The sequence below is a fragment of the uncultured Campylobacter sp. genome, assembly GCF_938045405.1.
Lineage (GTDB): Bacteria > Campylobacterota > Campylobacteria > Campylobacterales > Campylobacteraceae > Campylobacter_B.
In genome coordinates, this window is sequence record NZ_CALIMW010000194.1 from 1 (window position 1) to 22,678 (window position 22,678).

A 22,678-nucleotide genomic window follows, 5' to 3' on the forward strand; every position below is an offset into this window, starting at 1 on the left:
CGCGCCAAAGCAGACGCCGCAAATTTTAACCGTCCCGCCTGCGAATTTCGTCTGCATCCGCGGCGAGGGCGACCCGAACGAATCAGGCGGAGCGTATCAGCGCGCAATAGAGGTGCTCTACGCCGTGAGCTACGCGCTAAAAATGAGCTACAAAACCGAGTATAAAATCGATGGCTTTTTCGAGTACGTCGTGCCGCCGCTAGAGGGGTTTTGGCGGCAGCGCGGCTCTGCTGACGGAGCGGCGGACTACGCCCGAAAGAGCGATTTTAGCTGGATTAGCGCAATTAGACTACCTGATTTTATCGCGCGAGAAAATTTCGACTGGGCGGTGCAGCAGGCTACGCAGAAAAAGAAGCTGGACTGCGGTGCGGCGGAGTTTTTGAGGATAGATGAGGGGCTTTGCGCGCAAATTTTACACGTCGGCAGCTTTGATGACGAGCCGCAAAGCGTAGCCAAAATAGACGAGTTTATCGCCGCGAATGGCTACGCAAAGGACTTTGGCGAGCAAAGAGCGCATCACGAAATCTACCTAAGCGACCCCAGAAAAACCGCGCCGCAAAAATGCAAAACGATAATCAGACTCCCGATTAGGAAAATTTAGCCATTTTTGGGCTAAATTTGGCCTCGCGGCGATTTAATATAGCTTAGGCAAACTACGAAGCCGCCACGTAATGCAAAGCCAAATTCACTGCATAAGCCGCTAATGCTAAGTTAAATTTGATTTACAATTTAAGAGAGTTGATAAAAACGAATTCTTAAATCAAAGTTACACTATTCTCGCGTAGTTTTATTAAATTCTTATAGCAGAGTAAAATTTTGCTATCTCTTTGTACGGTTTAAATTTTAAAATTTACAAAATTTTACTAGTTGCAAACATTGCCCAACAAACTCCGCAGAATCCCAAATTTAACCCCAGCTTAAGCATAAGCTTGTATACTTTGGCTTTAAATTTAAGGCGGCAAATGAGATCACAGAGCGAATTTTTCGGCGTTTTCATCACGCTTCTTGGCGGCGTATTATGGGGCTTTAGCAGCGTTTGCGGGCAGTATCTGTTCACGCAAAAAGGCGTCAGCGCCGACTGGCTCGTGCCCTACCGCCTGAGCATTGCCGGGCTTGCGATGGTGGCGTACTATTTAGCGCGTTCGCCGCGCGCAGCTCTCGCGCCGCTAAAAGATCGCGCGCTATTGCCGCAGCTGCTCATCTACGCGTTTTTTGGGCTTATGATGACGCAGTATTCGTACTTTTGCGGTGTCGAGCTCTCAAACGCCGCCGTCGCGACCGTGATCCAGTACTCCGCGCCCGCGCTCATCCTTGCCGTCGTTTGCTTTTCACAGCGGCGCGCGCCTAAAAAGGTCGAGCTCATCGCGCTCATTTTCGCGGTGCTGGGCGTCGTGCTGCTCGCCACCCACGGCGATCTTGGCTCGCTGGTTATCAGCGCGGAGGCGCTGGTTTGGTGCCTCATTAGCGCGCTTGGCGTCGTGATTTATAGTCTCATCCCAACGAAGCTAAATCAAAAATACCCCGTCGCGCTAAATTTAGGCTGGGGCATGGTCATCGGCGGCGGCGCGCTCGCGCTTTACACGCGGGTTTGGCAGCTAGGCGGCGTGAGCGACGCGCAGGGCTTTGCGGCGCTTGCCGCGGTGGTGATTTTAGGCACGATATGCGCGTTTAGCTTTTACATGACGGGGCTAAAGATAATAGGCGCAAGCAGGGCGAGCATGATAGCGTGCATCGAGCCGGTGAGCGCGGCGGCGTTTGCCTATTTTTGGCTGGGGACGGAGTTCGTGTTTCTTGATTTTGCGGGCTTTACGCTCATTATCTCGTGCATATTTTTGCTGGCTAAAGATAGGAAAAAGGCGTAAATTTGGAGGAGAGATGATCTATTTGGCGCAGACCGATACGACGGCGGGATTTTTGAGCAAGGATTTTCGCGAGATAAACGCGCTAAAACGCCGAGCGGCGGACAAACCCTGCCTCATAACGACGGCGAAACTTAGCGAGCTAAAAAATCTCGCTCGCGTGCCCGCTAAATTTAAAAATTTAGTGCGCCGCGCGAGGAAAACGACCTTTTTATATCCGAACGCCAAGGCCGTGCGCGTCGTAAAAGGGTGCGCTCACGAGGAGTTTTTGCGTAAATTTGACTGGCTTTACTCTAGCAGCGCAAATTTAAACGGACAAAACTTCGACGAAGAGTGGGCGAAAGCTGCGGCGGACGAGGTCGTGGATCAAAATTTCAGCCAAAACGCAAGCTCGAAAATATATAAAATTTCAAAAACTAAAATTTTGCGGATTAGATAGAGCTGCCGATTAAAAATTTACACGCAAGAAACTTAAAAAAAGAGACGCAGCGGGAAGTAACTTTACAAATTTAAACGGCTTTGCAAATTTAAAACCGGATACCTCATTTCGACTACTTTGTCCTCTGCAAAATTTAAAACGGCCTTCTAAATTTAAAATGGCTCTGTAAATTTAGCCGAGCCGTGAAATTTCGTCACATATAAACCGCGCAAATACCGTCTGGAATTTTAAAAAATCGTGAAAAGATCACGGCAGACTCGCAGAAAAATTATATAAAAAGCTGTATCCCCCCCTCCCGTTGCCTTCAAATAGTAAAATTACTGCCGTTTTCGAAGCCATAAAATTTCGCCATTGCTAGCTTTGAATGAAATTCTATCGCCAGATACTCTCGATCAAAATTCCGACTCGGACGAGCTAAAATTATCGCTAGAAATTCTCGCATTCCAAGTATTCTCGATTAAAATTTTAGAGATCAGGCATTGCCGCTAGTTTTTACCAGAGTCGCTACGCGCCGTTTTTTGATCGAAGCTCTTCCGACGTCACTTCTGCCTTTGATTAAAATTTCATCTTTGAGAAAAGCTCCTATGGCGCCGCTACGCCAATAGTTTTAATAAAATTCAGACGCCGCCTCCGCCGACACCTATTCAATCAGAATTTTATCGCGGCTGCTGCAAGTAGTTTGCGATCAAAATTCTATCATCGCCAATTGTATATCAAAAGCCCTGCCGCCGCTGCCTCACCGCCACCTCCGCCACTACTGCCCTATCTCCACCGCAGCCGCCACAGCAAACGCCGCAAATCCGTCCGCCCTTTAACTGCCAAACCCGCGCGTAAAGCGCAAGCGGTCGCCCCATTACTGTGCCGCGACGACAGATCCGCGATAAAATTTCCGCCGCGCACCGCGCGAAAAGATAAAATGTTCGATTTTGAAAAAGGGTTTAAGTCGCTCTACACGCCTAAACAAATATCGTAAATTTTAAAATTTAAACCGCTTCTCGCCGCGCGGCACCGATAAATTCCAACCGATAAATTCTGCTAGCTAGTCCATCATTTCCGCATAAATCATAAATTTCCATAAATTTAACGCCGCCTTTCTTGCTTTATATTAAAATTTCGCTAAAATTACCGCATTAAATTTGAGGCGCAAACGGAGCTTAAGCTTAAAACCGCTTGCGGGCAAATTAAATCCATTCAAGGAGCTTTTATGAGCGGTGTTGCGTTAATCATCTGCTTCGCCATAGCGGTCGTCGTGATGATTTTTTTGATCTCCAAAGCAGGCGTTCACCCGTTTTTGGCGCTAATGCTTATCTCCCTGGCGCTCGCGATCGTCGCGGGCATACCGCTAGCCAAGATCCCCGCGATTATCGGCGACGGATTCAGCGGCACGTTTAAGAGTATCGGTATCGTCATAATCTTCGGCGCGCTCATCGGCACCGTGCTCGAAAAGACGGGCGCGGCGCTCAAACTCGCCGATATGGTCGTAAACGTAGTCGGGCAAAAGCGCCCCGAGCTTGCGATGCTCATAATGGGCTGGATCGTAGGTATCCCCGTATTTTGCGACAGCGGCTTCGTAGTTTTAAACCCGATCCGAGAAGCGATCAGTAAAAAAATCGGCGAAAATCCGGTCGCTCTAGCAGTAGCGCTCTCCGGCGGACTTTATGCCTCGCACGTATTCATCCCGCCGACTCCAGGGCCGATCGCCGCAGCAGGCGCCGTGGGTCTAGGCGGCAATCTACTGCTCGTAATCGCAATGGGCGCGGTGGTGTCCTTGCCGGTGCTGATCGCCACATACTTTTTTTCTAAAAAGGTCGCCAAAAGCGTCCATATAAGCGAAGCTGAAGCCAATGAAGTCATCGCCAAAAGCTACGACGATCTGCTTAAACAATACGGCAAATTGCCGGGCGGATTTTTAAGCTTAGCCCCTATTTTGATACCGATCCTATTTATGGCGCTGGGCTCCGTCGCCAAGATCCTAAAAGTAGGCGGGTTTGCGGGCGAAATTTCACAATTTTTAGGAAATCCTATCATCGCGCTAGCCTTGGGCGTAGTTTTTGCGGTATTTTTACTTGTGCAAACCGGCAAACTAGGCGAATTTAGCGAGATCACCAACGAATCCTTAAAGATAGTAGGTCCGATCCTCTTCATCACCGCAGCGGGCGGAGTGCTAGGCAAGGTCATCACCGACGCCGGCTTCGTGACCTACATCAAGGACAATGCGACCGCGATTAAAGCCGCGGGGATTTTCTTCCCGTTCTTAATCTCGGCAGTCCTAAAAACCGCGCAAGGAAGCTCCACCGTGGCGATCATCACTACAGCTTCGATTATGGGCGCATTTAACGCGGACGGCTCGCTGATGCAGGTACTGGGCTTCACCTCCGAAATGTCCGGCGCGCTTGTGGTAATGGCGATCGCAGCGGGCGCGATGACGGTTTCGCACGCTAACGACAGCTACTTCTGGGTCGTTACGAATTTTAGCAAGATGAACCCGCAGCAAGGCTACCGCACTCAAACCATGCTTACGCTAATTATGGGCATTACAGGTATGATCAGCGTGTGGATTTTGTCGCTGTTTTTGATCTAGGCTGCTTATTTAGCCGCTACAGCGCTAAATCAGTGCAGAGTGCAATACGGTATCTACCAGTGGCTAGCTACATAAAATTCTTTAAATTTACGTAGCTAGCCGTACCGCGCAAATGCCCTAGTATTAAAATTTCGTATAGCGGAGTTTTAAATTTACACACAAAGCCTCAAGGAGCGAAATTTTAAAATTCTATCGCTACGGAATTTTAAAATTTAGCCGAAATTCTGTGGCTTACAGAATTCTAAAATTCCACGACATGAAATTTTAGAATTTACCCCATAAATTCGGCAACGAGATTTTAAAATTCTACTCTTGCTTCAGTCTTGTCATCGTAAATTTAGCCTACGCGCTGTAAAATTCCAAAATTTTAAAATACCAGCTAAAGGAAAAATATGAAAGTTTTAGTCGCGATCGACTCGTTTAAGGGCTCGCTTAGTTCGCTTGAGGCGGGCAACGCCGTAAAATCAGGCATCGAAAAGCTAGGCTGCGAGGTGCTCGTCAAACCTATCGCAGATGGCGGCGAAGGAAGCGTTGAAGCCCTTGCAGACGCGCTAAAAGCTAAGTTCATGGACGTCATCGTAGCAAATCCGTTAGGCGAAAAAACGCCCGCGCGCTACGCCTTAAAAGGCGAGCTAGGCATCTTAGAAATGGCGTCCGCATCGGGTCTGCCGCTCATCGAAAAATCGCGCCGCAACCCGCTAAAAACGAGCACCTACGGCTTTGGCGAGATGATAGCGCATGCGATTGCGCACGGCGCGCGAAAGTTTATCATCGGCATCGGCGGAAGTGCTACGAATGACGCGGGCATGGGGATGCTGCGCGCGCTCGGCTTTAAATTTAAAGATGCAAATGGCGCAGAGCTTGCGGGAGCGGGCGAGGATCTGATTAAACTCGCCACGATAGATTGCACTTCGGTGCTGCCGCATCTTAAAGAGTGCGAGTTTCTTATCGCCTGCGATGTGGATAATCCGCTCTTTGGCGAAAACGGCGCGGCATATATTTACGCTCCGCAAAAGGGCGCGGATGCGGCGATGGTAAAGCAGCTTGATGCAGGGCTTATAAATTTCGCAAGCGTCGTAAGTAAGTACCTCGGACGCGAGCTTTGGAATAGCTCCGGAGCAGGAGCTGCCGGCGGGCTAGGCTTTGGCTTCGTAAGCTTTCTAAACGCGACGCTTAAGCCAGGCATCGACATCATCACCGAAGAGATCGGACTAGAGCGCGATATGCAAGGCGCCGAGCTCGTCATCACCGGCGAAGGAAGGCTCGATTTTCAAAGCTCAATGGGCAAAACCCCTTGCGGTGTTGCGAAGATCGCCGCTTCCTACGGCGTGCCCGTAATCGCGCTGGCAGGCGGTATCTCGCCCTGTGCCGGCGGCTGTAATGAGCGGGGTATAGGCGCATTTTTTTGCATCCTAAACGAACCTATGAGCCTTGAGCGCGCAATGGAAAAAGAGACCGCGACACAAAATTTAGCCCGCGTCGCCGAACAAGCGGTGAGATTGTTTCTGCTCGGACGCGGCGCTAAATAGGGCTTTTGGGCTGAAATTTTAAGGCGCGCCCGCTAAAGCTTACATCGAGCGCGGTATGTATGCGTGGCAGGTGCGGTTGCGAAATAAGACGGCGACGGCTCGCAACAGACAGGCACGACAAAGTGTGGCAGGCGGCGAGCACGGCGAAGAAGCGAAATTTTATGCAGGATAGATTTGCGTGCTTTAAAGGCACGGCGCGATCTTGACGCAGATGGGGTGACGCGCAGCTTGCAAGGCGCAAAAATATACGCGAAGAAGCAGGCGAAAGCCTACAAATATTGGCGTTAGTAAAGTGGCGGCTTGCGGCAAGGATATGCGGTCTATGACGCGCAAGCACAGCAAGTAAATACCGCGCGCAGCTTGCGACGGACGGCAGAATTTCATCCGCCGCAGAACGCGGTAAGCGGATAAATTTTGCATTAAAACGTAGCTTTGCTGAAATTCTAGCGCGTTTGAAAATACGGAGCAATAGGACAGGAGGTAAGACGGCGAGCGGCTCAGCAGTAACGCAGCGGCGCGAAATTTTACGGCGCAAAAATTTATTTTACCGCACGATACATACGCAAGGCACGATCTAAAACTCATTTTCCAATCAAGCGGCTCGCGAACCCTCACAATACATACCTCAAGACATGACTAAAACAGACAGAATTTTAAAATTTAACGCAGTATTCGCAGCCTATGGAATTTGCAACGTAAATTTAAAAGCAGCGCCACGCTTTATGAAATTCCGTTTAAATTTTAGCCCGCGATATGCCCTTTTTGAGGTGGAAAAGACCGCTCAATCGCAAGATCGCGCTTCTTGCAAAGATAACGGCGACGCATTACTCCGCTCGCTCACAAAGCCCGCTAGCCCTCCGATGACGCTTTGATTCGGAGCGGGGCGCGTCTGCGTAAAATTCGTATTATTAGGATCGCGGATTCGCTTATCGCTAAATTTTAGTACATATGCGACTACGGTACGCCGCTACGATAAATTTTGGGTTTACGTAAATTTACTCCGATCGCGCTGTGTTTTGCGATAAAAATTTATGAAATTTCATTTTCGGTCGGCGCCAAAAAATTTTATAAATCTCCATTTTAAAATTTTCAGCACGGGCACGTACCGATCGGGTCGTCAAGCTAAAATCAAAATTCCAAGCGGCGAATGCAGAAAACCTTCGCGCTTAGCGCATCTGCGGCGGCAGTGCGGGCGCGCCAAATTTATCGCTTTTGGGACGCAAAAGACGGGCAGGCGCGGGCAAAATTTATTGATTTTAGAGTTTAAAGCATCGAATTCGCGCACCTAGGCTAAATTAAAATTTAAAGCGCGCGACGCCTTGGACGCATCCGCGTGACTGCGAACACTCATAAAATTCGCCCGAAGCAAGGTTGTAAAACCGCGGGCGGGCGCAAAATTTATCGCCGCAAAGATCAAAACCGCGAAAGCAAAAAGGCTCCGCGAGCATTCGCTGCCACACCCGCCCGAGCAAATTAAAATCGCATGATCCCGCCTAGCCGGCATACGCGGAGGGCGCCGCTGCGGGCATTTACACTTAAATTTGGTGCGATCGCAATGCGATTTAAAACCGTGCCTGCTTAAATTCGCGCCGTTTCGGTTCACTCGCAATCACATCTCGCCGCAGTAGCGCTTTAAATTTGCGCCGCCGCGATTTGTGCGCATTCAATCGCTACGGCAAGGGTAAAATTTCAAAATCTAGGCCCATACGCGCCGATTTGCGCCGCCCAAAATCGCTCGGATCGAATTTACGCTACCTCAATCCGCGCAGATTAAAGCGCCGCCGCTTAAAAGCGTAAAATTTACCTCTCAAACGGCGGCGCGAAATTTCACTAAAATTTCATCTCTTAATTCGGCGCGCGATTTATAAAATTTCGCCCTCGCCACGCCCCGAAAGCTGCGGCTTAGGCAGCGCCAGGCTCTTTGCGGTCTTACTAAAAAGTATCAGATCCTCAGTGCTTTGCACGCTCCACGGCAGCCGCGAGAGCGCGGATTTGAAAATTTCAAAGCAGGAAACGGCGTCGCTAAATGCGCGGTGGTGGACGTTTTGCACGCCTAAAAGCTCTTTTAACGAGCCGAGCCCGTATCTTTGCGCCTCGATTGTGCGGCGCGCGAGCTCGACGGTGCAGAGCCTGCGATTTAAAAGCATTCCGAAGCCGCATTTTTGCAGGCTCGCGTCGATGAAGCCGTAGTCAAATTTGACGTTGTGCGCCACAAAAACGCTATCTCCTAAAAACAGCCTAAACCGCTCCAGCACGCTAGCTAGCGGCGGCGCGCCCACAAGATCGTCCGCGTGGATACCGGTAAGCTCCGTGATATTTTCGGGTACGACGGGCGCGTAAACGAAGCTTTCGAAGCGGTCCAACTCCTGCGTGCCGCGCGTTTTTATCGCGCCGATTTCGATGATCTGGCCGTTTGAGAGCCCACCGTTCGTCTCGATGTCCACGAAGCAAAATTCCTGATCATCTATGTCCGTCTCACGGGTTTTGAGTGTGATTTTGCCGCTATCTAGCTTTATTATCTCTATGCCCAGCGCCCGCCACATCGAGAGGTCTTTGGGCTCGAAAAGCTCGGTAATTTCGGCAATATCGCTTGCTTTTGAGATAAAATCGTAATAATTTATGCTCTTTTGAGCCAGTAAATTTATGAGATTTTCGATTCTATGCGTCAAAATTTTACCCCTGTGCCGCGCCTAAATTTTAAGCGCACGGATCGCCTCCGCGTAGTCGTTTGAAGAAAATATGTAGTTGCCCGCCACCACGATGTCGGCGCCAGCTTCATCGATATCTGCGATATTCAGCCCGTTTACGCCGCCGTCGACCTCGATGAGGCATTTTGCGCCTTTGCGATCGATCAGCTCGCGCAGCTGCTTAATTTTCTCAAGCGCCGAGGGGATAAATTTCTGCCCTCCAAAGCCAGGATTAACGCTCATTAAAAGCACCATATCGACCTCGCCCAAGATAAACTCCAGCACGCTAAGCGGAGTGTGCGGATTTAGCACGACCGCGGGCGAGACGCCGCAGCGGCGTATGTGATCTATGAGGCGCAGCGGATGGGTCCCCTCCTCGATGTGGAAGCTAAGAAATTTCGGCTTTAGCGGCAAAAAAAGATCGACGAAAAACGGCACGTTTTTAACCATCAGATGGATATCTAAAGGCTTGCTGCTCGCCTTTGCCGCGGCGCTTACTACGAGCGGTCCGATCGTGAGATTTGGTACGAAATGCCCGTCCATCACGTCTACGTGAATGAGATCGGCGCCCGCTTCGCAGACTGCGCGAATTTCCTCCGCAAGCCTTCCGAAATCCGCCGATAAAATGCTGGGTGCGACATACATTAAGATTCCTTTAAAATTTCAAGATGCGGAATTTTACTTAGTTTTGTCATAAATTTCGCTAAATTTAAACCGCAGCGGATTTTAAGCATAATTTGAAATTTTTTCGCTATAATCGCCATTTATTTTAATCATCAAGGATTTATTATGGCAAGAAGATGCGCAATCACCGGCAAAGGTGCGATGGTAGGAAACAACGTCAGCCACGCAAATAACAGGACCAAAAAGAAATTCCAGGTCAATCTACGCACCATCCGCGTTCAGCTACAAGACGGCTCAACCAGACGAATCAAAGTAGCCGCCTCAACTCTACGAACTATGAAAAAACAATCAAAATAACCTCTTAAAGAGGAATTTATGTCTGTTTTGGACAAGATCAAGCGATTCCTCGACTGGTCCGGCTCGACTAAGCCGGACATCAACCTCTACACAGAAATTTACGACCAGCTACGACCTTTTCGCTTACCGCTGATAACCATCGTGCTGATGATGCTAATCGGCACATTAGGCTATGTCTTTATAGCAGGCTTTTCGCTCGTGGATGCCTTTTATCAGGCGGGTATGACCTTCACGACGGTAGGCTTTACCGAAGTAGCGCCGATATCGCCTGCGGGTAGAATTTTTACCGTCTTATTCATCCTCATGGGCTTTGGAACCTTTTCGTTTTGCCTGGGCGTCGTCGTCGAGGTCATAAAAAACGGCAAACTTCAAAATTTACTTAGGGAGCAACGAATGATCAACAACATCGCAAGGCTCAAGAACCACTACATTATCTGTTACAACAACATCTACTGCGCCGAGCTTGCCAAGCAGTTTCGCGAAAACCACCTACCCTTCGTGGTGATCGATCCAGATCCGAATTTAGCCAAAATCGCCGAGGAAAACCGCTACCCCTACTTCATCGTAGGCGAGCCGCACGTGGAAACCACGATGCTAAAGGCCCACCTCTCATCTGCAAAATCCGTCATCACGCTAAGTCCAAATTTAGCCGATAATATCGCAATAATCTCGCTCGTGCGCCTATACGAAAAGGAGCTTGGTCGCATCACCCCCTACTTCATCATGGCAAATAGCGATGATGACAGCGACACCGAGAGGCTAAAAAAACTCGGCGCAAATTCTATCGTCTCACCATCCAAACTCGCCGCACAAAGGCTCTCTGCGATCAGCGTGCGCCCCGATATGGAAAACATTTTGGAGCGGTTTTTGTATAAAAAAGACTCGCTTATCGATATCGAGGAGATTACGGTGCCCGATTTTTCGTGGATCCGCTTCAAGCGTCTAAAAGAAACTCGCTTGCGCGATTTTACAAACGCCGACGTCGTGGGAATCAAAGAGCCCAACAGCCGCTTCATTCCGATGCCGGACGGCGACTACCTCATCGGTACGGGAGTGAAATTTTTAGTCATTGGCACGGCAGAGGGTATCCGCAACACTAAAAAACTCATCCGCAGCAAATACAAGCCACAGGAGATGAGATATGTTTAAAATCACCCCGCTTGAGCTTGGGTTGCAAAATGTCGAGGGCTTTTATTTTGACGGCGTGAATTCGGGCTTTAAAAAACAGGGCAACGATCTAGGATTTATCCGCGCCGATGAGCCCTTTGCCGTAAGCGCGATCTTTACGAGCAATAAATTTCAAGCTGCGCCGATTAGGCATCTCAAAAGGGCGCAGGAGCGCGCGGGCGGGGAGCTTAAAACAAATTTTATCCTCGTAAATTCTAAAAACGCAAACTCGATGACCGGGGAGCAAGGCGTCGCCGATATCGATGAAATTTTTAGCGAGCTTGGCAAAAAAATCCCTCTGATAAACCCCGTTATGAGTTCCACCGGCGTCATCGGATACCGCCTCAAAAAGGAAAAAATTATCGCCGCCGCGCAAAATTTTAACTTCTCGGCGCGAAACTCAGATGCCCTAGCCACCGCCATTATGACGACAGATACGATAAAAAAAGAGCTTGCATATGAAATTTCTTTAGAAAACGGCGAGAAATTTCACATCGCAGCCGTTTGCAAGGGCGCGGGCATGATCAATCCCGCGCTTGCGACCATGCTCTGCTTCGTTCTGACCGACGCAAAAATACCGCGTGCAGATATGGACGAGCTGCTAAAAAAGGCGGTGGAGCAGAGCTTCAACACCGTAAGCGTCGACGGTGACACCTCCACCAACGATACGATTATGCTCTGCAGCAGCGCCAAATGCGCCTACGAAAAGAATGCTTTCGCGTCCGCGCTAAACGCCCTTACGCACGAGCTTGCGCTAATGCTGGTAAAAGACGGCGAAGGCGCAACCAAGCTGGTGCGATTTAGGCTAAGCGGTGCCGCAAATGCTGGGGACGCCCGCATAGCAGCAAAGGCGCTAAGCAATTCGCCGCTTGTTAAAACGGCGATCTTCGGCGAAGACCCGAATTGGGGTCGCATAGCCTCCACCATAGGCGCCTGCGGTATCGAATGCGACGAAGAAAAGCTGCGTATCAAATACGACGACGTGCTGCTTTATGACGCGCAAAATCGCGAGCTGGACGCCGCTCGCGAGGCTGCGGCTCACGCCGTAATGCAGCAAAAAAGCTTTACAATCTGGTGCGATTTAGGGCTCGGAGATGGCGAGTTTAGCGCATACGGCTGCGATCTTAGCTACGACTACGTAAAAATCAACGCGGATTATAGATCATAAAGATTCACAGCTTACTCTTTCATAATAAAAATCTCGTCTCGAAAATAGCGAATAGTGGCAGGGCTTTAAAGCTCTGCTCTTAAAATTTTATCATTTAAATTTGCCTGTTTTAAATTTTTAAAGGCTAAAATTTTACCTCTTAAAATTTGGAATCTCATGCGTGAAATTCAGTCTAAATTTGATAGCTGAAATTAGGTTTTAAGCGCTTTATTGATATACTTGAATAAATTTTTCAAAGGAGTAGGCATGTTTCATGAATACAGAGATTTAATCACTGAGTTAAAAGGCAAAAACGCGCGATTTGATTCGCTTTTTGAGAAGCACGACGAGCTGGATCACAAGATCGCCGACGCGCAGGCCGGCAGAGTGCATATGAGCGATCTGGAGATCGATGCGATGAAGAAAGAAAAGCTTCGCATAAAAGATGAGCTAGGCACCCTGTTAGCGCAATATAAAGCCGAAAAGGCAGATAAATAAAGTTGTTTGCGGCGAAATTAAGATGCAGCAGAGTGCTAGCAAGGCTTATTTCGCCGCCAAGCTTTAATCCGCGTTTAAAATTTTCTAATCGCAATAAGTTTAATCGCTTAAATTTGCTGCGCATGATAGAGATATTAAAATAGCGCGCCAAAATGAGTTAAAATTTACACCGCACGCTCCCACCTTGACACCTCTAAATAATTTTTACGTATCGGCTACATAACTGTAGATATCTATAATGCAATATTAGCACGATAAATATAACTCATCTCGGCTAGTTACCGCCCCTTCTGTTTCCAAAAATATCTCTTGCTGAATATATTTTGCGCTATAGAGCAAATTAAAATTTACGCCGCATCGCCTTGCAGCCTGGCTCTTAAATTTTACTTCGCAGCGAGCATTTCTAATAAAATTTCAAATCTTGCGTTTTGCTTATTGCGGGCGCAGTACCTACTTTTAAAATTCCGCATTTCACAGAAATCTAAAGTGGCGCTAGAATTTTAAATTCCCGTTCGCGCTAGCCGCAAAATTTCAAATTCGCAGCCTCCAACTAAGCACTAGTTTATGTTAGAACTTTCTTTAGTCGCTCCACGGAATTTAGCCAAGCTTGCTTATTTTAACCCGCTTCGTTGAGCTTTAAAAATTTAGATTATTTCTTTGATCGTATCGGATAATGCCTACCGCCACGGAATTGCTCAAGCTGCCCTATTACCATATGTGCAATTAAAAGCGGCGCTAACGCGAAATTAAATAGTATAAGTTTGCGATCTACAAAAGGTATGAAATTTAATCATAGAATTTTAAGCGCCAAGAATTTGCGATAGAATTTCGCCGCGCAAATCAAATCCCAAAGCTAGCCTAGCCTACTCGAAAACCTTCGCTTCTAAGCCATGTAGCCTTTGCAAGCCGATATCGATATATTCGTTAAGCTTCTCATTATTTTCCAGCAATTTGTCGTAATAGCTCTTGGCTCTTTCTCTCGCGGTCGCATCAGGCTCGATATACTTTAGCCCACTTTTGAAAAATCCTTTGGATTCCACAAAATAGATCGAGTGGATCTTCTCGCAGTGCGATAGCCCTGCTTCAGTGTAGTTTAAAATCGATTCGTACGCGATGTTGCCTAACAGCTCCTGCAACCTATTTGCGGGATTTTTGAAAAACTCGGCGAACTCCTTATACGGCGTAAAAACCTGATCCAGGTTTTTCATCGCATCGCCGTAGATACCCTTTTTCAGGCGAAACATCGTCATTTCTTGAGAACTTACAAACTTCTCTATTGCTTTTATCGTATCGTTTTTATTCACTAAATTTTCCCTTTTAAAATATGAAACGCTCGGATTATATCGTTTGTTTTATAAAAATCCGTTAAAAATCGGTTAAATTTTGCCCTAGCGTTTTAGCTAAGTTTCTTTGAGCGCTTTTTATTAAATTTCCCGCCTCAGCCGCCGCACTTCTCGCACAATCCTCGCACGAGCACACTTTTGACATTTTTTTGTGGCAAAGCTGGCATCGAAATCTCCTCCATTTTATGGCAGCTTTCGCAGACAAAATACGCTTTTGCGCCGTCGGTGAGCTCATAAAAGCTTTTATGATTATTTTCGCTGGTAATTATCAAATTTTTCTCTTCCAAAAGCGCTATATTGCGATATATCGTGGTTTTATTAGCACCTGTTAGTTCTACTAGTTCATCATAACTTACCGGGTATTTTTTCTCGCTTAGGATCTGCACGATCTGCACTCTAAGCGCCGTAGGAGCGATATCGTGACTCGCTAAAAAATCTTTGGGATCCATTTTACGCCTTTTTTAAAATTTAAGCGATGATAGCGAAATTTAGATAAATTTATATTAAGTTGCAACTAAGTTGCTTTTGATATACTTCCGCAATTTTTTTGGAAAGGAATTTTATGAAAAAGCTTGTTTTCACGCTTTTAGCAGCTAGTTGCGTAGCATTCGCCAAACCTACGGTCACCACGACCATACTTCCTACGAAGTATTTTGTTGAACAGATCGCAGGTGATACCCTGCAGGTAAATACGATGGTTGGTAAAGGCGCTGATCCGCACACATACGAGCCTAAGCCTTCGGAGATGAAAATGCTAGAAAATAGCGATCTGTATTTTGCAGTCGGTATAGAATTTGATGAAGTCTGGCTACCAAAGCTTGCCGCATCGTATCCGAAGATGAAGATAATCCGCACCGAAGATGGCATTACCAAAATGGCTATGGCAGAGCATCACCATCACGACGAACATGATCATAGCGCACATCACGATGATCACGATCATGACGCGCATCATGAGCATGGCGACAAAGACCACGAGGCGCACGAGCACCATCATCATCACGGCGGTTTAGACCCACATATCTGGCTCGATCCGCAGCTTGTAAAAATTCAAGCTAAAAATATTAAAGACGCGTTAACCAAACAGTATCCTAAGGATGCTAAAATTTATGAAGCAAATTTCGATAAATTTGCTAAAAAGCTTGATGAGCTAGACGCTTACGCAAAGCAGAAATTAGCGGGCGTCAAAGGAAAGAAATTTATGGTTTATCATCCGTCTTGGGGCTATTTCGCGCATCGATACGATTTAGAGCAGATCGCAGTCGAAGTGGAGGGCAAAGAGCCTAAGCCTGCGGATTTAGCCGAGCTAATCGAGGAAGCCAAAGAGGAAAAGATCAAGGTGATTTTCGTCGCACCGCAGTTTTCCAAAAAGGCAGCGCAAACCATCGCCGCGCAAACGGGCGCAAAGGTGATGGAGATCGATCAGCTGCCGCTAGATTGGTACGAGACGATGAAAAAGACGATCGACGTTTTCGGAGAAAATTTGTAGTTGATGAAATTTATTAAAATTTTACTTTTATCCGCGATCTTTAGCTCGCGGATATTTGCGTGCGCTCTGTGCGCCCTATACACGCCTACTGCGCACGTTAGCATTACCCCTGTCGCACAAGACGGCAAGATCGTGAGCCTGCATTTTTCGTGGCTTTTCTCTCAAAATTTTACCGACGTTATAATGCAGACCTACGATATAAATTCCAATGCCAAGCTTGAAAATAGCGAGCTTGCCGAGATAACTAAGGCGATGACCGATTATCTAACCCCTAAAAACTACCTTTGCGAGGCGGAATTCTACGATCAAGCGCCAAAAAACGCAAAGCCCGCGCTTAGCAACCTCGTAGGCACGCAGATCAAGGGAAATTTTAAAAACGCAATAAGCCTCGTCAAAAAGGGCAGACTCGTGTTTGAGTTCGATCAAAAGGTCGGCTTCGAACTGCGAAACAACCGCGTTCTTAAAATTTCCATTAACGACGATCAGGGATTTTTCAATTTCAAAATGCTTGACGACAAGCCCATTAATCTGGGCGAGGGCTTTGTAGCGAAGCCTAATTCAAATTTAGCCACCACTTTTATAGAATTTAGCGGCGAAAAACCAAAGATCGCAGATAAAAAGCCGCCAATTTCAGGCGCGCCGAACTCCGATTTAACGCAGAGCGAACTTACATCTAGCGAGCAGAGCCTTGCGGGCTCAGAGGATAAACTTGCGCAAGGCGGGCAAGGAAAACCTAATGCCAGCTCGGCGCGCAGATCAAACCAAAGATCGGTTGGTGATATCGTTTCGGAGGCTGCAGTAGAGGCGCAAAAAAATATCGCCGCTTCGGATGCTCTCGCGCAGATTAATAAAGCCGCTAAAAAGGATGCGCAGGAAAAAGGTGGTTCCGCAAATTCTGCGGCGCCTGCAGATAAAGGCGCGGGCGAAAATTTTGCTGCGATCCGAGATAACTCTTTAAATTCCGCGCATTCTACGCAAAATCTAGCGACGCCGCCCGAGGAGAGTTCTTTAAATTTAGCGCAAAATAACGCGAGCAAAAACGGCGCCACATCCGACAGCGACGAGATTTCAAGCGAGCAGCACAAAGAGGTCTCGCTGGGATTTGTCGCGCAAAAGACGATGGATTTTATGAAAAGCCTCAAAACGGCGTTTCGCGCAAGCAGCGAGCATGCAAGCGCAAGCACCATCCTATGGGTCTTGGCGCTTTCTTTCATATACGGCTTTTTCCACGCGGCAGGCCCAGGGCACGCGAAGCTGCTAACGGCGAGCTATTTCTTAGCCCATGGCGGCAGCTACATCAAAGCTTTCGGATTTGCCCTTAAAATCGGGCTTCTACACGTCCTAGGAGCGCTCGTTTTGGTAAGCGCGAGCATGTTCGTGCTGCAAAATGTCGCAGGGCTCGTCTCTGCAAACTCCGCCTCGATCACAACGAAAATTTCAGCGCTTCTGATCATCGTCATAACGGCGCTCATCATCTACGACAAAGCTCGCCGCGTAAGATCGGGCGCCCACCACGATGCGGGCTGCTCCTGCGCCGCTTGCGCTTCCGCCGCAAACACTGCAGAGACGGGCGCCGGATTAAAAAATACGGCATTTGCAAACGCCGGTAATTCCGCTCACGTAGCGTCAAAGAGCTATAAATTTTCTAAATTTAATATCCAAAGCGGCGAATCCGCGCAGTATTTGGATGCCAAAAATTTAGGCGCCGCAACGGCAGAGCTAAATTTGGATTCAAATTTAGCCGCAAATTTAGAGGAAAACTCGTCTAGCCAAAACGAGCAAAAACAGGCTTTAAATTCTGCAAATTTAAAAAACCAAACCTCATCTCGCTCGCTGCGAAATGGCGCGAGTGGCGGCGGCGAGAAAGGGCGAGAGTGGCTTATCGCGCTTGCAGCGGCGCTCGTGCCCTGCCCCGGTACGATCCTTATTTTCGTGCTTGCCTTCAGCCTCGGAAGCTTCGCGCTTAGCGTCGCAAGTGCGCTTTTCATCGGTTTTGGAATGAGCGTCGTAATATTTTTAGCCGCGCTTTTTGGCGCGAAGGCAAACGAGCTTAGCTCAAAGCGGCTCGTAAGTTTGAAGCTTTACGTCGAATTTTTGGGGCTTTTCGTGATGTTCGGGCTCGGGATTTTTATGTATTTCCTCTCAGACAGCCTCAGGGTGCTGTGATCGCAAAATTTAAACGCAAATTTACAAAGGCAGCTCGCGTGAAATATAAGTTTACGCAATGCGTTAAATTTTAAATCCGGTGCGAATTGTTTTCAGAATAGTAAGATTTTAAAATTTGCGCCGCACGGACTGCATAAATTAAGCTCCGATCTCGACCATTCAATTATGCGGCGGAATTCGCTCTTTATGAATTCCGCTAAATTTCGCTACAATACGGGCGAAATTTTTATCAAGGATAGATATGTCGCCTTCTTTGCAAGATGCTATTTCGCAAACTTTAACCGAACAAAAAGCGTGCGCTAGAGCTTTTAATAGATATTACTACCTCTGCATAGCCGCCTTTCTTGCGATCCTGTTCGTAGCAATGTATCTAGACGGCGTCAAAGCAGATACTTCTTTGATAAAAATTGCCGAAATTTTAGGTACCTTAATTTTTCTTCAGATCTTTTGGATATTTCTTCTTCATTGTGCCGGTCAAGAAACTGAAGCGGAAATTCGCTACTACAAATTTTATAAAGAGATATTCGTCCGCGCCGTAATAAAAGATATAGATGCCGGTTTAAAATACGATCCATATACCGGCATGCAAGAAGAGGAATTTCAAAAATTTAGAATTTATAGGAAATCTAGGATCAAAAGCGAGGATCGGATTGCGGGCGCGCACTGCGGGATTAAATTTAGCCTCAGCGAGGTACATAGTAATGGTAGGTTTTACATGAAAACGGATAATCCGCTCATAGCGGCGATTATGTTGATCAAAATATTCTACGATAACTATATGGACTTTGACGGCAACGTACTGATCTGCGAGCTCGCGAAAAAAACCTCGGGCAAAACGATAGTGGTAAGCAGGGAGCTAAACGCCAAGATCTTCGGCGAAAAAGAGATGATGGACGATGTGGATTTTATGCGCGATTTTCGCGTGTTTGCGGATGACAAAGTAGAAGCGCGCTATCTGCTAACGCCCGCGTTTATGGAGCGTCTGCGCGAAATAAATCGCGAAACGAGCGGCGAGTTCAGCTTGAGCACGGTATTTATGGATAAGCGCTTATATCTATTTTTAAACGGTGCGCCCGATCTTTTTGAAACTACGCTTTTTGATAGGCCCGCTAGCATAGAGCTCGCGCGCGAATACCAAACGCAGATCCGCAAAATTTTAAGCTTAATCGAAACACTTAAACTCACAAATTAGCAGGGCGCATTACGGCTGAAATTTTGCATCGACTAAATTTACGCCGGGCGGAATTTTTCGGCGAAGCATAATTTCGGCAAAACGTAAAATTTAATCAGCGGCGCAATCGCTCGGCGGTTGCCCGAAATTTAAACGGGCGATACGATTAGAGATGAAAGTGCCTGTCGCGCATAAATTTGAAACAAAAGCGCCCGCGTCTCGTAAAAATAAAATTTTACCGCGCCTTGTATCGCGACACAGTGCTTTGAGTGCCGAACTCGCATAGCGGCAGAATTTAATCGGCGGCGCCCGCGATGATGAAATTTAAAAGCAGATCCGCAAGGACGAAATTTAAAATTTAAAAGCAAGCCCGCGGCGAGAGTTAAATTTGACGCGTGCGCAGCGTTTTCACAAGCCGCGCGCCAAAACGTATCTGCCGAGCGCATGTCGCAACGTATCGCAAGCGCGGCTCTGCACACAGGAAGTAAATTTAAATTATTAAAGAATTCGGGAGAGGCAAAATTTAAAATTTCACCTCCTAAGCGGAAAAGGATTAAATCGCCGCGTAGCGCACCATTAGGCAGGTTTGAAGCGCCGCCAGCTTATCAAGCGTGCTTTTTTGCACTTCGGAATCGACCAAAATGACCGCCAAAGCGTCCCCCTCCTCGCCTCTGCCTAGGCGGAAGTCCGCAATATTGATGTTTTCGTCGGCTAGGATCGTGCTTACGGATTTGATAACGCCCGGCACGTCGGTGTTTTTGAAGATTATCATCTTGCCCTTCGGCTTAAAATCGGTCTTAAATCCGCCGATATTTACGATACGCTCCTCGCTGCCGTCAAAGACCGTGCCCGCGACGTTTGAGATCGCCTCGTCGGTCATGATTTTTACTGCGATCTCGCTTTTATAGACGCTATTTGCAAGCTCGCCAAAGCTCGTCTCGATCCCCTTTTCATCCGCAAGAAATTTAGCGTTGACGTAATTTAGCGAGTCGCCCAAAGAATCGTGCAGTGCGCCTACGATTGCAAAAACGAGCATCGATTTTAGATACTGCACCACCTCGCCGCTGCCCTCGATGCGAATCGATTTGATCGGGCCTTTATTGATCTGCGCCGCAAGATAGGCCATTTTCGAGACCAAATTTATATACGGCTCAATACCGCGCGGCAGATCCTCGAGCTTAAGCGGCAAATTTAAAGCGTTTGGATAGTTTAAGCCGCGCGCGGCGCTGATCGCCTGCTCTGCGGCTTCCCGGGCGATATTGCTTTGCGATTCGAGAGTATTTGCTCCAAGATGCGGAGTCGCGCTTAAATTTTCGATATCTAAAAGCTCATGATCGATCGCAGGCTCTTTGTCGAAAACGTCGATGCCAAGATACGCAATCTTGCCGCTGCGTAGATTGTTTGCGAGCGCTTTTTCATTATACAGCCCGCCTCTAGCGCAGTTTATTAGGCGTACGCCGTCTTTCATCTTTGCTATTTGCGGCTCGCCTACCATATTTATCGTCTCTTGATTTTTCGGCGTATGGATCGTGATGAAGTCGCAAGATAAAATTTCGTCAAAATTTTTCGTATATTTTACCCCGAGCTTCGTGGCCTTCTCAGGCTCGATATATGGGTCGTAGGCGATGACGTTCATCCCAAACGCAAGCGCGCGAACCCCCACGCGCGAACCGATATTTCCAAAGCCGATGATGCCGAGGCTCTTTTTATAAAGCTCGGTGCCGTACCATTTCTCGCGCTTCCAAATTCTATTAATTTTTAGATCGTTGCAGGAATTTACATATTTGCGCGCCGCATTTAGCAGATGGCACATGGTCATTTCGACCGCGGCGATGGTGTTTGCCGTAGGTACGTTCATCAAAATAATGCCGCGCTTGGAGCAGCCGTCGATGTCGCAGTTATCTACGCCCACGCCCGCGCGCACGATCGCTTTTAGCTTGGTGCCTGCGCCAAGAAATTTCTCATCCACCGCCGTAGAGCTTCTGGTAATCGCGACGTCAGCATCGCCTAAAATTCCATAAAGCTCGTTCTTGGGCACGCTCGTGGCGTCGATTACTTTAACGTCCGATTCCTGCTTAAGCAGATCAAAACCGATTTTGTGGATTGCGTCGCAGACTATGATAGTTTTCATTAAATTTAACCTTTTGAAGTAGGTCCGCAAGGCGGGGATGCCTTGCGGGAGGAATTATTTATTTAGTTGATCTTTGATTAGATCCCCTAGGCTTTGCTTCTCGTCGTCGTTGCTATTGATCTCGTTTAGTGCCTCGCGTTCCTTCTGATGAGCCAGCCTGCGCACGCTTAGGCGGATTCTATTTTTCTTCTCGTCGATGAAAGCGATCGCAGCCTCGATCTCGTCGCCCACTTTTAGGCTATCTACGCTTACGTTGCCAAGATCTTCCTTGCGGATAAGCGCGTCGATACCGCCTCCAAGCTCGACAAAAATTCCGAACTCTTTGATATCGCGGATCTTGCCTTTTACGACATCGCCTTGATTGTGGCTCTTGGCAAATTCACTAATCGGGCTATCGCCGAGCTCTTTGTGGTTTAGAGAAATTTTTTGAGTATCTTTGTCGATCTTAATGATCTTAACCTCGATCTCGTCGCCTACTTTGAATAAATTTTTGCACTTCTCGCCGCGATCCCATGAAGCGTCTTCATTATGCAAAAGTCCCTCTACGCCATCGATCCTCACAAACGCGCCGAAATTTGTAATCGTAGTAACGCTGCCTTTTAGCACGTCGCCTACTTTATGCTTAGCAACGAACTCATCAAACGGCTTAGTGAGTAAATTTTTAAGGCTCACGCGCAGCCTGCGCTCGCTAGGGTTGATCTCTACGACCTCGACGTCGAGCTCCTCGCCCTCGCTGATGAAATCTTTCGGATTTTTGATATTTTTATCCCACGAAATTTCGCTGATATGCAAAAAGCCCTCGATGTCGTTGCCAAGATCGACAAACGCGCCGTAAGGCTCGATATTGCTTACTTTTACGCGGATAGTATCGCCCACTTCCAGGCTATCTTTGATCTCGTTCCAAGGATCGGGCATCGCCTCTTTGATCGAAAGAGAGAGGTGTTTTTTATCGTTGTCGTATTTGATAACTTTAACTGGAACCTTATCGCCCTCTTTGTAGAGCGAGCTTGGATTTACCGGGCCTTTGTATGAAATTTCGCTGTAGTGTACGAGTCCGTCCACGCCGCCTACGTCTACGAACATACCGTAGGTGGTTATCTTTTTGACGACGCCCTCGATGATGCCCTCGGTAGCGACTACCTTTTCGATCGCTTCTTTACTTGCTTTGCGATCCTCATCAAGCAGTTTCTTGCGCGATACGACGACGCTTTGCTCATCTCTATCCACTTTGATGATCTTTACTTTGAAATTTTTGCCGATGGCGCCGTTTGGGTTTTTAAGCGCGCTTTGCGAGCGAGGCATAAAAAATTCCACCTCGTCTGCGTTGGCGCAAACGTAGCCGCCCTTATTAAACGATAGAATTTTAACATCATAGATATTTTCCGCGTTTTCATCATAAGAGTCGATGAACGCCTTTACTTTTTCCTTCTTTAGAGCCTTTTTATACGATACGACCGGGCGACCGCCTCTGCTTCCGATAATAGCGACTT

The 22,678-nt window shown here is 47.7% G+C and carries 19 protein-coding genes; 12 read left to right on the forward strand and 7 right to left on the reverse strand.

Annotation, left to right across the window (positions count from 1 at the left end; all coding sequences use genetic code 11):
• From Q0140_RS07360 to Q0140_RS07370, 3 genes are all read left to right on the forward strand, one after another.
• Nucleotides 1-601, forward strand: a 601-nt coding sequence (locus Q0140_RS07360; RefSeq protein WP_297963371.1) for a GyrI-like domain-containing protein, incomplete at its 5' end; no start/stop codon positions are given.
• A 361-nt stretch (nt 602-962) separates the two neighbouring features.
• Nucleotides 963-1,862, forward strand: a complete 900-nt coding sequence (locus tag Q0140_RS07365) for a DMT family transporter (protein WP_297963373.1) — start codon at nt 963-965, stop codon at nt 1,860-1,862.
• A 13-nt stretch (nt 1,863-1,875) separates the two neighbouring features.
• Nucleotides 1,876-2,298, forward strand: coding sequence for a Sua5/YciO/YrdC/YwlC family protein (locus Q0140_RS07370; protein ID WP_297963375.1), 423 nt, complete (start codon nt 1,876-1,878; stop codon nt 2,296-2,298).
• A 713-nt stretch (nt 2,299-3,011) separates the two neighbouring features.
• On the opposite strand, the gene Q0140_RS07375 is transcribed toward Q0140_RS07370, so the two are convergent.
• Nucleotides 3,012-3,152 (reverse strand): hypothetical protein, encoded by a 141-nt coding sequence (locus Q0140_RS07375; RefSeq protein WP_297963377.1) that lies wholly within the window; start codon nt 3,150-3,152, stop codon nt 3,012-3,014.
• A 350-nt stretch (nt 3,153-3,502) separates the two neighbouring features.
• On the opposite strand from Q0140_RS07375, the gene Q0140_RS07380 reads away from it, so the two are divergent.
• Both Q0140_RS07380 and Q0140_RS07385 read left to right on the forward strand, forming a co-directional pair.
• Entirely contained in the window at nt 3,503-4,879 is a 1,377-nt protein-coding gene (locus Q0140_RS07380) for a GntP family permease (RefSeq protein WP_297963379.1), read from the forward strand.
• A 392-nt stretch (nt 4,880-5,271) separates the two neighbouring features.
• Nucleotides 5,272-6,408 carry a glycerate kinase gene (locus tag Q0140_RS07385; RefSeq protein WP_297963380.1) on the forward strand — a complete coding sequence of 379 codons (1,137 nt, stop codon included), beginning with the start codon at nt 5,272-5,274 and terminating at the stop codon, nt 6,406-6,408.
• Nucleotides 6,409-8,270: 1,862 nt separating this feature from the next.
• On the opposite strand, the gene Q0140_RS07390 is transcribed toward Q0140_RS07385, so the two are convergent.
• Complete coding sequence (locus Q0140_RS07390; protein WP_297963382.1) at nt 8,271-9,077, reverse strand: 3'-5' exonuclease; 807 nt, start codon at nt 9,075-9,077, stop codon at nt 8,271-8,273.
• Nucleotides 9,078-9,098: 21 nt separating this feature from the next.
• On the reverse strand, nt 9,099-9,740 hold the full coding sequence (gene rpe, locus Q0140_RS07395) for a ribulose-phosphate 3-epimerase (RefSeq protein ID WP_297963384.1): 642 nt from the start codon (nt 9,738-9,740) through the stop codon (nt 9,099-9,101).
• Between the two features lie 144 nt (nt 9,741-9,884).
• Here rpe and rpmB point away from each other — a divergent pair, with 144 nt between their 5' ends.
• The 4 genes from rpmB to Q0140_RS07415 all read left to right on the forward strand — a co-directional run bounded on the left by rpmB (nt 9,885) and on the right by Q0140_RS07415 (nt 12,888).
• Nucleotides 9,885-10,076 carry a 50S ribosomal protein L28 gene (gene rpmB / locus Q0140_RS07400; protein ID WP_291939605.1) on the forward strand — a complete coding sequence of 64 codons (192 nt, stop codon included), beginning with the start codon at nt 9,885-9,887 and terminating at the stop codon, nt 10,074-10,076.
• Nucleotides 10,077-10,094: 18 nt separating this feature from the next.
• The gene (locus Q0140_RS07405; RefSeq protein ID WP_297963386.1) at nt 10,095-11,225 is read left to right on the forward strand and encodes a potassium channel protein; all 1,131 of its coding nucleotides are present in this window, start codon (nt 10,095-10,097) and stop codon (nt 11,223-11,225) included.
• Complete coding sequence (argJ, locus tag Q0140_RS07410; protein ID WP_297963388.1) at nt 11,218-12,411, forward strand: bifunctional glutamate N-acetyltransferase/amino-acid acetyltransferase ArgJ; 1,194 nt, start codon at nt 11,218-11,220, stop codon at nt 12,409-12,411. Before Q0140_RS07405 ends, argJ begins: the two co-directional genes overlap by 8 nt.
• A gap of 246 nt (nt 12,412-12,657) precedes the next feature.
• Nucleotides 12,658-12,888, forward strand: a complete 231-nt coding sequence (locus tag Q0140_RS07415) for a YdcH family protein (RefSeq protein ID WP_177387402.1) — start codon at nt 12,658-12,660, stop codon at nt 12,886-12,888.
• 863 nt (nt 12,889-13,751) lie between these two features.
• On the opposite strand, the gene Q0140_RS07420 is transcribed toward Q0140_RS07415, so the two are convergent.
• The gene (locus Q0140_RS07420) at nt 13,752-14,192 is read right to left on the reverse strand and encodes a hypothetical protein (RefSeq protein ID WP_005873131.1); all 441 of its coding nucleotides are present in this window, start codon (nt 14,190-14,192) and stop codon (nt 13,752-13,754) included.
• A 134-nt stretch (nt 14,193-14,326) separates the two neighbouring features.
• A complete protein-coding gene (locus tag Q0140_RS07425) occupies nt 14,327-14,680 on the reverse strand; it encodes an HTH domain-containing protein (protein ID WP_297963390.1) in 354 nt (117 codons plus the stop codon).
• Nucleotides 14,681-14,793: 113 nt separating this feature from the next.
• On the opposite strand from Q0140_RS07425, the gene Q0140_RS07430 reads away from it, so the two are divergent.
• The 3 genes from Q0140_RS07430 (at nt 14,794) to Q0140_RS07440 (ending at nt 19,078) form a co-directional block, all read left to right on the forward strand.
• Nucleotides 14,794-15,720 carry a zinc ABC transporter substrate-binding protein gene (locus Q0140_RS07430; RefSeq protein ID WP_297963392.1) on the forward strand — a complete coding sequence of 309 codons (927 nt, stop codon included), beginning with the start codon at nt 14,794-14,796 and terminating at the stop codon, nt 15,718-15,720.
• A gap of 3 nt (nt 15,721-15,723) precedes the next feature.
• Nucleotides 15,724-17,886 carry a DUF1007 family protein gene (locus Q0140_RS07435; RefSeq protein ID WP_297963394.1) on the forward strand — a complete coding sequence of 721 codons (2,163 nt, stop codon included), beginning with the start codon at nt 15,724-15,726 and terminating at the stop codon, nt 17,884-17,886.
• A 241-nt stretch (nt 17,887-18,127) separates the two neighbouring features.
• On the forward strand, nt 18,128-19,078 hold the full coding sequence (locus Q0140_RS07440; protein ID WP_297963396.1) for a DUF3137 domain-containing protein: 951 nt from the start codon (nt 18,128-18,130) through the stop codon (nt 19,076-19,078).
• 532 nt (nt 19,079-19,610) lie between these two features.
• Here Q0140_RS07440 and serA read toward each other — a convergent pair.
• Entirely contained in the window at nt 19,611-21,188 is a 1,578-nt protein-coding gene (gene serA / locus Q0140_RS07445) for a phosphoglycerate dehydrogenase (RefSeq protein ID WP_297963398.1), read from the reverse strand.
• Nucleotides 21,189-21,242: 54 nt separating this feature from the next.
• On the reverse strand, nt 21,243-22,678 hold a 1,436-nt coding region (locus tag Q0140_RS07450; RefSeq protein ID WP_297963400.1), incomplete at its 5' end, for a 30S ribosomal protein S1.

Coding starts and splice junctions, on each gene's coding strand:
- Q0140_RS07365 (WP_297963373.1), top strand. CDS start 963: ATGAGATCACAGAGCGAATTTTTCGGCGTTTTCATCACGCTTCTTGGC.
- Q0140_RS07370 (WP_297963375.1), top strand. CDS start 1,876: ATGATCTATTTGGCGCAGACCGATACGACGGCGGGATTTTTGAGCAAG.
- Q0140_RS07375 (WP_297963377.1), bottom strand. CDS start 3,152: ATGGGGCGACCGCTTGCGCTTTACGCGCGGGTTTGGCAGTTAAAGGGC.
- Q0140_RS07380 (WP_297963379.1), top strand. CDS start 3,503: ATGAGCGGTGTTGCGTTAATCATCTGCTTCGCCATAGCGGTCGTCGTG.
- Q0140_RS07385 (WP_297963380.1), top strand. CDS start 5,272: ATGAAAGTTTTAGTCGCGATCGACTCGTTTAAGGGCTCGCTTAGTTCG.
- rpe (WP_297963384.1), bottom strand. CDS start 9,740: ATGTATGTCGCACCCAGCATTTTATCGGCGGATTTCGGAAGGCTTGCG.
- rpmB (WP_291939605.1), top strand. CDS start 9,885: ATGGCAAGAAGATGCGCAATCACCGGCAAAGGTGCGATGGTAGGAAAC.
- Q0140_RS07405 (WP_297963386.1), top strand. CDS start 10,095: ATGTCTGTTTTGGACAAGATCAAGCGATTCCTCGACTGGTCCGGCTCG.
- argJ (WP_297963388.1), top strand. CDS start 11,218: ATGTTTAAAATCACCCCGCTTGAGCTTGGGTTGCAAAATGTCGAGGGC.
- Q0140_RS07415 (WP_177387402.1), top strand. CDS start 12,658: ATGTTTCATGAATACAGAGATTTAATCACTGAGTTAAAAGGCAAAAAC.
- Q0140_RS07425 (WP_297963390.1), bottom strand. CDS start 14,680: ATGGATCCCAAAGATTTTTTAGCGAGTCACGATATCGCTCCTACGGCG.
- Q0140_RS07430 (WP_297963392.1), top strand. CDS start 14,794: ATGAAAAAGCTTGTTTTCACGCTTTTAGCAGCTAGTTGCGTAGCATTC.
- Q0140_RS07435 (WP_297963394.1), top strand. CDS start 15,724: ATGAAATTTATTAAAATTTTACTTTTATCCGCGATCTTTAGCTCGCGG.
- Q0140_RS07440 (WP_297963396.1), top strand. CDS start 18,128: ATGTCGCCTTCTTTGCAAGATGCTATTTCGCAAACTTTAACCGAACAA.
- serA (WP_297963398.1), bottom strand. CDS start 21,188: ATGAAAACTATCATAGTCTGCGACGCAATCCACAAAATCGGTTTTGAT.